This is a genomic window from Caldicellulosiruptor morganii (assembly GCF_026810225.1).
GTDB classification, from domain to species: Bacteria; Bacillota; Thermoanaerobacteria; order Caldicellulosiruptorales; family Caldicellulosiruptoraceae; genus Caldicellulosiruptor; species Caldicellulosiruptor morganii.
In genome coordinates this window covers 1,977,088-1,989,486 of sequence record NZ_CP113865.1, presented here as the reverse complement: position 1 = coordinate 1,989,486, position 12,399 = coordinate 1,977,088, and the positions used below count along the sequence as shown (strand labels likewise).

Genomic DNA, 12,399 nt, shown 5'->3' with positions numbered 1-12,399 from the left:
GAAAAAGCTTTGAAGATTAAGGTTTTGCCGGAGGATTTTATAGTCAGAGAAAAAATTGACATTGAGATAAAGCCAAGCGGAAGGTACAAAATTTATCTTTTGAAAAAGAAACACTGGAATACAATTGACGCTTTAAGGTTTATATCAAAGGAAAACAAAATACCATTTGAGAAAATAGGCTGTGCAGGAAGAAAAGACAGACATGCTCTTACTTTTCAGTATATTTCGGTACCAAGGGAATATGACATAAATTTTAATAGAGAGAATGTAAAAGTTGAATTTGTTGGATATTCAGATGACTTTGTTTCCCCTCTGCTTCTGAAAGGCAATTATTTTGAAATGGTAATAAGGAAAATAAAGAGCAGGGATGAGAGAATTTTCAACAGAATTGGCGAAATAGAGAAGTTTGGCTTTCCAAATTATTTTGATGACCAGCGGTTTGGGAGTGTTGAGAGGGAAGAAGAATTTATTGGTGAAAAGATAGCAAAAAAGCACTACAATGGGGCTCTGAAACTCTATTTCACAGTAATTCACCCCGAAGATAAGAAAGAAGAGAAGGAAAGAAAAAAAGCTATATTTGAACTCTGGGGAGAGTTTGAAAAAATACTTCCTCTTTGCAAAACAAAGGTTGAGAAAGAAATAATAAAGACTTTAATGAAGGGCAAGAGCAGGCATTATTTAATCGAGGCTGTAAATCTTATTCCAAAAGAAGAGATGTCGATGTTTTTCTCAGCCTACCAGAGCTATATCTGGAACAAAACCCTGAGTCTGATTTTACCGTATTATGCGGATTTGCTAAAACCTGTTAAGGGAAAGATTATGGACTATCTTATCTACACAACCCTTTCAGACAGGGCTTTGAGTGAATTAAAAGGACTTCAGATTCCGACTGTATCTTCAAGGATACCTTTTGTAAATAGTCTTGTAAACAACACCATCCTGGAGATATTGAATGAAAGAGGTCTCAAGCCCTCTGACTTTGAACTGAAAAAGATAAAAAAATCTTTTTATAAGTCCTTTTTAAGACCCGCAATAGTCTTTCCGGAAAACCTTGAGTTTTCAGACTTTGAAGAGGATGACTTTTACAGTGGATATTTTAAACTAAAATTGAAATTCCATCTTCCTGCCGGTTCATTTGCAACAATGTTTTTTAAAAGCCTGACATTATACATAACAAACATATAATCGCTATTGACTGACAGGCTTAATGTCTTTATAATATAATCTGCCTGTTCAAAAGAGGTGGTGGATATAGCTCAGCTGGTTAGAGCGCCAGGTTGTGGCCCTGGAGGTCATGGGTTCGAGTCCCATTATCCACCCCATATTTAATACAAATAATTTGGGGTGTCGCCAAGCGGTAAGGCACAGGACTTTGACTCCTGCATTCCGGTGGTTCGAATCCACCCACCCCAGCCATTTTTGTTTTATGGGGTATTTTCAAGGGTTACAGGGAGATGCTAAAAAATGTAAATGGCAGACAAAAACATCAAGTCCAGCAGCCAATTTTTAAGCAAAACAGGGTGCAGGATTTTAAGAAGGCTGCAGGATTTTTAATCACAAGCTGCCACCACCAAACGCAATTAAAATTTTGCGTGAGGTGGTTTTATTATGTCCAAAAAGACCTTTAAGACAAGATGGCAAGATGCCCCGCAGCAATTCTTGTTTTACAAACGTGCTGAAGGTAGAAGCGAATTGACGTTTTTTAGTGTTTTTAGTCATTAAAAGTTTCTAATATAGCAGATATTTGGGATAATTGCTTCATTTTTTCACTTCGATACTTATTATAAAGCAACAAAAATGCCTCCAAGAATGGTTTATTTTGGAGGCAGTAGACTTTTTTTCTCAAACTGGTATGTCTCAGGCAAAAATTTCATTTGAAGTGATGGTAATTTCTTGAGAAAAAATTTATACCCTTGTTCCCTCAAAAGGTATACTGCCCATGAATGTTTTCAGATTGCATAGAATTTTGTCACCGTCTAATTTGCCATTAACATGGACCTTTACCTTTCCTATCGGTGCTTTTATTGTGTACTGGAAAGAAAATCCGTCGGCTGTCACTTTTCCATTTTCAATTTCAAACGAGTTTCCAAGAGCGGAAACAGTCCCGGTAAGTATGTTGTCTTCAACATGGAAAGTAAAGATTACTTCTTGAGCGCCCATTGGAGTTTTTATTATGGCTTTGTAGGTACCTTCTAACAATTTGTCCGAACCCCCTGTACTTTGCTCATGTGTTATTGTGTTTGTGGTACTTTCATCGTCATCATCTACATCAAATCTTTCGTTTTTCAAAGTTTGACCACCATCAACAATGATATTGACACCGGTGATATAGGAAGCCATATCAGAAGCAAGAAACAGTACCGCCTTGGCAATATCATCTGGATAACCGGGACGACCAAGAGGTGTTAGTTTAGATAGCATTCTGGCAATACCTTTGTTCTTCAGAGTGCTTTCCATCTTCTTCATTGTTTCAGAAACATTGGAGCCCAGAGTAGATTCAACCAGATTTCCATTAATTAGCGCAGCTATGCGCTCGGCTGTCAGAGTTGCTCCGGGTGTTACTGCATTTACCAAGATATGATATTTGGCAAGTTCTTGTGCCATCGCCTGAGTAATATACCATAAACTGGCTTTTGCTGCACCATAGGCAATCAAAGGCGAAGCAATTTGAAATGCAGCTGTGGATAATATGTTAATGATACGACCACCGCGACCGGAAGCTATCATTGCTTCTGCAGCGAACTTGGCAAAGAAAAATGCACCTTTGGTATCGACGTCAAACGTTTCATCCCAAATTTCTTCGGTCATATCCATTGCTGTGCTTGCCGGGAATACTGCAGTATTATTTACCAGAATATCAATATGTCCAAACTTTTCCACTGTAAGATTGATTACTCTTTTGGCATCCTCAATACGGCCTGAATCTGCCTGAACACCCAGTACTTTCCCGCCTGCGGCTGTAAACTTTTCTTCGGCACGCTTCAGTGCATCAGGATTTCTGCCGGTAAATACCACTGTGGCCCCTGCTTCCACAAAGCGTCTTACGATTGCCTTGCCAATCCCTCTTGTGCCCCCGGTGACCACGGCACATTTACCCTGCAATGACAGCAAGTTCTGCAAAGGCTCGGGCTCAGGAATAGAAAATAATGATTGGCTCATTTTAATATCACCCTTTCGTTTATTAATATTTATTTCTGTATAAGTAACCTTGCAAAACATTGACTTTTAAACTCAAGTTAATTATAATACACGTGTAATATATCTCTCAATGGTCAATTTTATTAAAAGTGCCCATTATACTGATTTGTTAGGGAATAACCTGAACTATAGAGTTGGCAATAGTTCATCATCTGTTTATATGTCATACTGTGCGAAATATACTGTGATAAGGAAGGATGTAAGAAATGCAAAAGCAAAACGATTTAAGAGTAGTTCGTACCCGTCAAATGATCAAAGATGCTTTTTTAGAGTTGATGGATACCATTGGATTTTCCAAAATCACTGTAAAAAATCTTACTAAGAAGGCATCTATAAGTCGCAATACATTCTATCTTCACTATAAAGATAAATTTGACTTGTTAGAGCAGCTTGAAAATGAAATTCTGGATGGATTAAAAAGTTTAGCGATGGATTTGCCTATTGAAGTACAAATAACAGAAGGTTCTGCGGACGATAAGATGTTTGCTGTCATTTTACAGGCTTTGGAATATATCCAGAAGAATCGGTATTTCTTCTCTTTGATTATAGGTAAAAATGGGGACCCTGCATTTTATCGCAAGCTCCATGAAACCATCAAAAGTGTCATGCTGAGCAAAAATTTGATGGATAAGCTTAAAATACCTGAAAAATATGCTATTGCATTTGTTATAGGGGGACATACAAGCATTATTAATGAATGGCTGAGTTCAGGTATGAAAGAAACCCCTTATGAATTGGCTTCAATTATTACTTCAATATTTAAAAATATGTCACACAGCTTTTTTGATCCCAAAACTTGACATGGTGTGCATTTGGGGATTATTCTACAGAAGACAAAAGTAAAATTTGATACTAACAGGAATAAATATAATAAAAAGAGAATGTGCTTGCAAAAGACATCCTCTTTTATTGTGCAACTTGGGAATCTTTGATAAAATAAAAATGCTTTGAATCACTACAGGAAAGATTTGATTTCAAGGAATATATGGAGAATGAAATCTTAAAGGGTGCGTCTCATAGGTATTTACAATATAATCATCTAAGCTAATTGTCCAAATATTTCGAACAAAAGTTTGGTATTGTAGAGATGGTCGACATCAGCTATAATAACAATGCATCTTAAATATGGGCCATTAGCTCAGTAGGCAGAGCACCAGCCTTTTAAGCTGGGTGTCCCGCGTTCGAGTCGCGGATGGCTCACCAGTTAAAACATAAAAGCCCTTTTAAAAGGGCTTTTTTTGTTATATATTGAAAAGAAGGATTATGTATGATAAATTTTATTAAAAAGCGAAAGGGAAAGAAAAAGGTGCTTGCAAAGGTTTTGACATCTTCATATATGGGGATAAAAGGTTTTGTTGTTACTGTTGAGACTGATATGACAAACGGACTTCCCAATTTTGATATTGTGGGATTACCCGATGTTACTATAAAAGAGTCCAAAGAGAGAATAAAGGTTGCCATAAAAAACAGTGGTTTTGAGTTTCCCAACAGGAGGATAATTGTTAATCTTGCTCCTGCCAGCACCAAAAAAGAAGGTTCATCATTTGACCTTCCAATTGCCATTTCAATTCTAAAATCATCTGAACAGATTATTCCAAAGCTGAATCCTGACGAAATTGCAATTATTGGTGAGCTTTCTTTAGATGGCAGTATCAAGAGGGTAAATGGGGCGCTTTTGATGACAATTGCCGCACTTGAAAATAATGTAAAAAAGATAATTGTGCCGTATGAAAACAGGGCTGAGTGCGCGGTTGTAAAAGGAATAGATGTTTATCCTGTCAGCACATTGAAAGAGGCCATTGAAGTATTGGAGGGAATTAAAGAGATTGTGCCATATAGAATTGATTTGGATAATCTTAATTCAAGTAATTACATATACGACATTGATTTTAGTGAGGTAAAAGGGCAGGAGTATGTAAAAAGAGCTGTTGAAGTGGCTGTTGCTGGTATGCACAATTTACTTTTAATTGGTCCACCGGGTGCCGGAAAGACAATGATTGCACAGAGAATACCAACAGTTTTACCACCAATGACGTTTGAGGAAAGTTTGGAGGTTACAAAGATTTACAGCTGCGCGGGGCTTTTAAAAGAAGGTGAAGCTTTAATACAGAAAAGGCCTTTTAGAAGTCCGCATCACACAGCTTCTTCAATTGCCATAATTGGTGGAGGTAAAATTCCAAAGCCGGGTGAGGTTTCACTTGCACACAATGGGGTGTTGTTTTTGGACGAGTTTCCTGAGTTTGATAAAAAAACAATTGAAGTTCTGCGACAGCCACTTGAAGATGGTTACATAACAATCTCAAGGGTAAATGCATCTATTGAATATCCTGCCAAATTTATGCTTGTATGTAGTATGAATCCATGCAAATGTGGTTATTATCTTTCTGAGGATCGTCAGTGCACATGTACCCCAGCACAGATAAGACAGTATCTTGGAAGAATTTCAGGACCTATTTTGGACAGGATTGACGTCCAGGTTGAGGTAAAGGCTGTAAAGCTTGAGAATTTAGATTCTTCTTCTTGCAGGGACTCAAAAAGTATGAGAGAGGCAATAGAAAGAGCACGGCAGATTCAGCTTGAAAGGTTTAAAGGGCTGGGGATTTACTATAATTCACAGATGAAAGGAAGTCTTATAAACAGATTCTGTAAACTTTCACAGAAAGAAAAAGCCCTGCTTGAGAGGGCTTATAACAGCTTGAATCTGTCTTTGCGAGGTTATTCTAAAATATTAAAGGTGGCACGAACAATTGCCGATTTGGAAGAAAGTGACCAGATCAAAGCAGATCATCTTCACGAGGCTATCTCATACAGGCTTTTAGAAAGAAGGCTTATTATATAATAATGTAAATTTAAAGTAATCAAAAAATAATTTGAATTGTGGTATAGAAAAAATTTTTTAAGTAAAATTCACATAAAAATTATGAAAAATAATTTAAAGGTGAAAATAGATACTTGTAGAATATAGAATTTTAGACCAGAGATGCAATTGTATTACGAGAAGCCTTTGATTTTAATTTCAATTGATGGCTATCACTGTGAAGTCAGGGTGAGCTTAAAAGTCAAACAGGTTACCTGCTATGTTGTTTCTTTCCATCGATTTTTGATAAGCAAAAAGATATCTTTGGCATTTACACCTTCTCAGGCAAAGAAAACAAAGCTGAAAGAAGTGAAAATTTTTGAAGATTTAATCTCAAGGGGCTGAAAAAAGTCAAAAATAAATTGTAAGTGACGACTTCTCTGATATCATAGTTGCTGTCAAAATTGCTTATCCTTGTGCCGACCCTGAGTTTGCTTTTGCACACCTGCAGTGTAACACAAAACGGCATATGGCAAAAGAAGATAGTTCAAAATTCAATAAAGAATTAGAGAGAAGAAGATTATTCTATTTTGATATTGATTGAGGCTGTTTCTGCTTTTAACAAACTTTGCAATGAATACACACCTAAAATATTCTTACTTTTTAAAAGGACTTTTAGGTAAAGCTGAATATTACTTTGCTCATATAAGATATCCTGAGGAAATTAGAAAGCATATTTACGCTACTTGTGCGGTTTGATGGCATAAATAGCATAATTGAAAAAAGAGTAAAATCGGGCGGATATTTTCAATCAACAAAAATTCTTGAGAAATTTGCTTTCAAAGATATAACTTTAAGCGAGGTAAATGGAAAAATGGGTACCTCTTATTAAACACCATACTTACGAAATCTTACAGCTTTTCAATTTGCGTTATAAATTGGATACACAAAATTCTTGACAAATCTCGCTTCCTTCAAAATCAAATTCCGCCTGTAAGTCTTGATGTATCCTCTTTGCTAAAATGTTTTCGTTAACCTTTGCTTCAATGAATTCTTTGTAGTTATCTAATAATAAATTTTTTTATTTCTTTTCAACTTCTCCTTTTTCTTCAATCTCTTGTATTACTTTTCTAATAGTTTTTCTATTCACGTTTAACATTCTTGCTATTTAGTTTTTGTTATGTCCTTGTTTAAAAAGTGCATATATTGTAATATGAATAGCACCCCCCAACATTTCCTGATATCTTCTGCTTCTTTAGTTTTTACATACTTTTGATTTTACACTACAGAAGGCTTCATTTTAAATAACACGTGGGGAATTTTTGATGTCATTTCTAATGACTTTATTTTATCATTAACACAACAACCTCGATATATTCTTTATTTTGTAAGGTGGAAGAAACAAATAGTCAAAATCTTAAATTTAAAAATTTAACATAAATTTAACATTTATTTAATTTGATTTTGACGTCGACAAGTTAGAATGAAAATGAAATTTAAAAAACTATTTCGGGGAGGTTGATTTGAGATGAGAAAAACCGGTTTGAGTATGCTAAAATTTGTGACAACAATAGGAATCTTGATGAGTATAATGCTAGCTGTTGTAAATTTATCCGTCTTAGCTTCGGAGGCTTTTCAGATAAGGTCAAAAACAGTTCCTCTAACATCTAATCAAAACAAAATACTGATTGAATTCAGTGACCAACTTACAAAAGGCAAAGATTTCAATAATATCTCTGTTTTTATGAATAATAAAAAGCTGAAAATAACAAAAACTCTGTCAGGTACGAAATTACTTATTACTATCAATGATAAATTACAAAAGAAGATTACTTACAAAGTAGTTATCCCAGCCGGTGCCCTACAAAACAAGAAAAACATAACAAATAAACTAATAGAATTTTCGTTCCAGTTGAAAGATTGGCCGAACATTATAAGATATGGAGTAATTCCATATGAAAGTCAGGAAAAAATTGCAAAAACATATAAACCATTAGTAGATGCTTTGAGTAGCTATTTAGGGATAAAAGTAGAAATGTATATGGCAACAGACTATACGGCAGTGATTGAAGCAATGAGAACTAAGAAAATTGATGTGGCAGAATTTGGCCCCTTTTCATATGTAATTGCTCATGATAGAAGTGGGGCAGAAGCTTTTGCAACTCCTGCTAAAAGTCCTCAAAAAGCTTATTACTATAGTTTAATAATAGTGAATTCAAAGTCTGATATAAAAAGTTTAGACGATTTGAAGGGCAAGAGGTTTTTATTTGTGGACCCTGCATCAACATCTGGAAATTTGTTTCCTAGATATATGTTAGCTAAACATTTTGGGTTATCATCTTCTGATCAAGTGGATAAGATATTTTCTAATGTGGCATTTTCAGGAGGTCATGATGCATCAATTCTTGCAATTGCCAGAGGCGATGCAGATGCTGCAGGGGTTGCAAGTGACACTTTAGAGAAAATGATAAAAGCGGGAATGATAAAAGAAGCAGATATAAGGATTATTAAAAAATCTGATCCAATTCCAAAAGATCCTGTTTGCTACCGTAAAGACTTACCTCGTGATTTGAAAGACAAAATAAAAGAGTTTTTCATTACATTTAAAGATAAGAAGTTTTTTGATGAGTTAGGAGTAAGCGGCTACTATCCAATGGATGATAGTTCATATAATGTTATACGAAATGTTATAAAAACATTAAACATTACTCCAGAAAGTATATTAAAAAAGAAATAAAGGGAGCGAAAAGGTATGGATTTTCTCCTTGAGGTGCGTAGACTAAAAAAAGTTTATAAAGATGGGACAGAAGCATTAAAAGGAATTGATTTGTCAGTGAAAAAAGGTGAATTTGTGGCAATTATTGGGCCCAGTGGAGCTGGTAAAAGTACATTACTGAGATGTATAAATTTACTAGTAAAGCCGACTGAAGGAGAAGTTTACTTCAACGGTTATAATATTTTAAAAGCATCTAAAAAAGAGTTGAGAAATATTAGAAGAGAGATAGGAATGATATTTCAAAATTTCAATTTAATACCAAGAACAACTGTTATTGACAATGTTTTGAATGGTCGATTAGGATATGTGGGAACATTACGAAGTTGCTGTGGTCTTTTTTCAAAAAAAGATAAGGAGTTTGCGTTTGAGCTTCTTGAGCGAGTTGGACTTTCTGACAAAGCCTTAAAAAAGGTTGAGGAGTTGAGTGGAGGGCAGCAACAGCGAGTGGCAATTGCCCGTGCCCTCGCTCAGACTCCAAAATTAATACTCGCTGATGAGCCGGTTGCGAGTTTAGATCCAGTCACAGCTGATAACATCATGGAATATATGTTTGATATTTGTAAAAAAGACAATATTGCGTTTGTTGTAAATCTACATCAAGTAGAATTTGCTAAAAAATACGCAGATCGCATTATAGGTATTAAAAAAGGAATAAAAATATTTGATAATGTTCAGTATTTCCTTTCTGAAGATATAATTAACAACATTTATGAAAATGAAGAAAAGAGCAAAATTAGTATTAGTAATACAACACAAATGGATATGAAGGTGTTTACAAGTGAAATTACTTACTGATGATTTTAAAACGTATTCGAGAAGGAAATTATTAAAAAGATTGTTGATTTTTATTATTTTTCTATCTTTAACAATATGGTCTGCTATTAATACAAAATTCTATATTATAAATGTTATTTCGAATTTGAATGAAGTATATAGATTTTTATTCAAAGAAATGTTAGTAGTTAATTTTTCCGTTATCTTAAATATTACTAAGTATACAGTGGAAACCATTATTATAAGTTATGTGGCGACAATGTTCTCAATTCTAATCTCCTTTATATTTGCTTTATTATCAGCATCTACTACCTCTCCTTTTCCTTTTTTCATGACTATTTCACGAGCTATTGCGGCTATCTTAAGAACAGTTCCAGATGTGGTTTGGGTAATAATTCTTGTTCCGGCATATGGAATTGGATCAATGACCGGAACAATAGCGTTGTTTCTGACTTCTACAGGTTTTCTAGTTAAATCTTTTTCCGAAGTACTTGAATCTATTGATTTGGAAAAATTAAATGCAATAAGGGCATGTGGAGCAAGTTGGTTACAAATAATTGGCCGTGGAGTTATGCCACAATTTTTCCCTGGCTTAATAAGCTGGTCATTTTTTGGTTTTGATACAAATGTAAGAAGTTCATTTATTATTGGAATGGTTGGTGGAGGAGGTTTGGGCTTCCTTTTACAATTTGGGTTAAAGTTATATCGCTTTGAAATAGTAACAATGACGATAATACTGATGGCATTATTGTTTATGTTTTTAGATTATGTATCCAATTTTATTAGGAGGAGAGTTCTTAAGTGAAAAAAAAATCTATGCCAGAATTCAATGGCGGCAAAAAGCAACAATTAAATGAGGACTTAGGAAAAAAGTTAGATAATATAGCCTCTAATGATTCAAATATACACAAAAAAGGATTTTTACCAATATTAGTATTTATGTTAATTATTGTCTCTGTTTTGTGGGGAACTGATTATCTACAATTTGATTACCAACGGTTAGTTGAAGGAACGTTCGAAATGTTTAAAATCTTTAAGTTAATGATTCCTCCAGATTTGACTGAATGGCGGGACGTTTTCGAAGGGTTATTAGAAACATTCCAAATAGCATGGTTGGGGACAATTATTGCGAGTATAATAGCATTTTTACTTTGTTTTTTGGGTGCTGCTAATGTATCACCAATGCCACTTTTAGTCATGATTGTTCGAGGTTTTGCAGCAATTATGAGGGCGATACCAGCACTTGTATGGGCTCTCATCTTTGTTGCTGCTCTTGGGTTAGGTCCTTTGCCAGGAATACTGGCAATAGGAATTCATGGAACAGGGATGCAAATAAGAGTTTTTTCTGATTCGATTGAAGAGATTGATTCAGGAATACTTGAAGCATTAAAAGCATCTGGAGCAAATTGGTTTCAAATGATTTCAAGGGGTGTTTTACCTGCTATTTGGCCTTCTTTATTGGGGTGGTTTTTGCTGAGATTGGATATTGATCTTCGTTATTCTTCTGTTATGGGGATAGTTGGTGCAGGTGGAATTGGATGGTTATTAACAAGAGCAATGAGGATGTATCAATTTAAAAAAGCATTGTTTATTGTTATTGTTATATTTTCGATGCTATTTTTAATAGAGAGATTAAACGTATATATAAAAAGCAAAGTGCTGAGACTTCATTAATATGACTCGAGAGAGGTGCTTTAAATGTATATAAAGAACAAAAATTATAATAACCTTCCCAGGTTGACACCTACTCCATTTATTCATGAGACGTGCGAAATTGAAGAGAGTGAAATAGGTTCATGGGTATATTTAGGACCGAGAACAAAAGTTATAAAATCGAGTATAGGCGATTTTAGTTACACTGCGTCAGATGTAGAAATAATTTATGCAGAGATTGGCAAATTTTGTTCCATTGCGTCTCATGTAAGGATAAATCCTGTGAATCATCCGACTTGGAGAGTTACTCAACATCATATCACATATCGAAAAGAAATGTACGGAGTTGCTGAAAATGATGACGAAGATTTTTTCAACTGGCGTATGAAAAACAAAGTTATAATAGAACATGATGTGTGGATAGGTCATGGAGCAATTATATTACCAGGAGTGAAGGTTGGGATTGGAGCTGTGATAGGAGCAGGAGCAGTTGTTACAAAAGATGTTGAGCCGTATTCAGTGGTTGTTGGTGTTCCTGGGAAAAAAATTAAAGAAAGGTTTCCAAAAGAGATAGCAGAAAAAATTATTAAAAGTTCGTGGTGGGATTGGGAGTGGAATTTAATTAAAGAGAGATTGTCTGATTTTAACGATATTAATCTTTTTATAGAAAAGTATTGTAAATAATTAACAATTTTGCAAAGGGAGGGGTGGGTAGATAATGTATCAAATAAGATTGGCAGATGAAAATGACGTTAAAGAAATCATGGAATTACTTAGAGAATTAGATTCGGAACATCTGATTTCAGAGGATCAGCTTAAAAAAAAACTTGTACGTTTACAAGAAAGTTCGTTTAGCAAAGTATATGTTGTTATTTTGTCAGATGAGAAACCTGTAATTGTAGGGACTTTTACTCTTTATATCCTAGAAAATATCGGTCATGGGGGAGCCTCATTAGCAATACTTGAAAATGTTGTAGTTCGTCCAGAATACAGAAAGCAGGGTATTGGGAGATACATGATTTTAAAGGCTATTGAGATTGCAAAAGAAAATGGTTGTTACAAGCTTATGCTTTCAAGTAATGAAAAAAGAACTGAGGCGCACAAATTTTACGAAAACTTAGGATTTGCCATACATGGAATAAGTTTTAAAATTGATATTTTGAGTTAACTTTACTAACAAGGAGAGATGGTATTATGCAAG

10 protein-coding genes, 3 tRNA genes and 2 pseudogenes are annotated in these 12,399 nt (G+C 34.8%); 13 read left to right on the top strand and 2 right to left on the bottom strand.

Annotation, left to right across the window (positions count from 1 at the left end; translation table 11 throughout):
* The first annotated feature begins 9 nt into the window (after positions 1–9).
* The 3 genes from truD to OTK00_RS09975 all read left to right on the top strand — a co-directional run bounded on the left by truD (position 10) and on the right by OTK00_RS09975 (position 1,416).
* Positions 10–1,185 carry a tRNA pseudouridine(13) synthase TruD gene (truD, locus tag OTK00_RS09985; protein ID WP_045168955.1) on the top strand — a complete coding sequence of 392 codons (1,176 nt, stop codon included), beginning with the start codon at positions 10–12 and terminating at the stop codon, positions 1,183–1,185.
* Positions 1,186–1,245: 60 nt separating this feature from the next.
* Positions 1,246–1,322, top strand: a tRNA-His gene (locus OTK00_RS09980).
* Positions 1,323–1,340: 18 nt separating this feature from the next.
* Positions 1,341–1,416: transfer RNA gene (locus OTK00_RS09975), tRNA-Gln, on the top strand.
* Between the two features lie 489 nt (positions 1,417–1,905).
* On the opposite strand, the gene OTK00_RS09970 is transcribed toward OTK00_RS09975, so the two are convergent.
* Positions 1,906–3,084, bottom strand: coding sequence for an SDR family NAD(P)-dependent oxidoreductase (locus OTK00_RS09970; RefSeq protein WP_198525724.1), 1,179 nt, complete (start codon positions 3,082–3,084; stop codon positions 1,906–1,908).
* 320 nt (positions 3,085–3,404) lie between these two features.
* Between OTK00_RS09970 and OTK00_RS09965 the strand changes: the two genes are divergently transcribed.
* The 4 genes and pseudogenes from OTK00_RS09965 to OTK00_RS12305 form a co-directional block, all read left to right on the top strand.
* Positions 3,405–3,998 (top strand): TetR/AcrR family transcriptional regulator, encoded by a 594-nt coding sequence (locus tag OTK00_RS09965; protein WP_045168956.1) that lies wholly within the window; start codon positions 3,405–3,407, stop codon positions 3,996–3,998.
* 327 nt (positions 3,999–4,325) lie between these two features.
* Positions 4,326–4,401, top strand: a tRNA-Lys gene (locus OTK00_RS09960).
* 103 nt (positions 4,402–4,504) lie between these two features.
* Positions 4,505–6,037 carry a YifB family Mg chelatase-like AAA ATPase gene (locus tag OTK00_RS09955; protein WP_045170104.1) on the top strand — a complete coding sequence of 511 codons (1,533 nt, stop codon included), beginning with the start codon at positions 4,505–4,507 and terminating at the stop codon, positions 6,035–6,037.
* Positions 6,038–6,214: 177 nt separating this feature from the next.
* Positions 6,215–6,954, top strand: a pseudogene (locus OTK00_RS12305) (transposase); the annotation flags it as partial.
* 8 nt (positions 6,955–6,962) lie between these two features.
* Here OTK00_RS12305 and OTK00_RS09945 read toward each other — a convergent pair.
* Positions 6,963–7,154: pseudogene (locus tag OTK00_RS09945) on the bottom strand (IS21 family transposase); the annotation flags it as partial.
* 369 nt (positions 7,155–7,523) lie between these two features.
* Between OTK00_RS09945 and phnD the strand changes: the two are divergent.
* The 6 genes from phnD to OTK00_RS09915 are packed head-to-tail and all read left to right on the top strand — an operon-like array spanning position 7,524 to position 12,366.
* Entirely contained in the window at positions 7,524–8,732 is a 1,209-nt protein-coding gene (gene phnD / locus OTK00_RS09940; protein ID WP_052670849.1) for a phosphonate ABC transporter substrate-binding protein, read from the top strand.
* Positions 8,733–8,747: 15 nt separating this feature from the next.
* Positions 8,748–9,566 carry a phosphonate ABC transporter ATP-binding protein gene (gene phnC, locus OTK00_RS09935; protein ID WP_045168957.1) on the top strand — a complete coding sequence of 273 codons (819 nt, stop codon included), beginning with the start codon at positions 8,748–8,750 and terminating at the stop codon, positions 9,564–9,566.
* Positions 9,550–10,350, top strand: a complete 801-nt coding sequence (gene phnE, locus OTK00_RS09930) for a phosphonate ABC transporter, permease protein PhnE (RefSeq protein WP_045168958.1) — start codon at positions 9,550–9,552, stop codon at positions 10,348–10,350. Before phnC ends, phnE (OTK00_RS09930) begins: the two co-directional genes overlap by 17 nt.
* Complete coding sequence (gene phnE, locus OTK00_RS09925) at positions 10,347–11,219, top strand: phosphonate ABC transporter, permease protein PhnE (RefSeq protein WP_052670852.1); 873 nt, start codon at positions 10,347–10,349, stop codon at positions 11,217–11,219. Before phnE (OTK00_RS09930) ends, phnE (OTK00_RS09925) begins: the two co-directional genes overlap by 4 nt.
* Before the next feature lie 24 nt (positions 11,220–11,243).
* Entirely contained in the window at positions 11,244–11,882 is a 639-nt protein-coding gene (locus OTK00_RS09920) for a DapH/DapD/GlmU-related protein (RefSeq protein ID WP_045168959.1), read from the top strand.
* 34 nt (positions 11,883–11,916) lie between these two features.
* Positions 11,917–12,366, top strand: a complete 450-nt coding sequence (locus OTK00_RS09915) for a GNAT family N-acetyltransferase (protein ID WP_045168960.1) — start codon at positions 11,917–11,919, stop codon at positions 12,364–12,366.
* Positions 12,367–12,399: the final 33 nt, after the last annotated feature.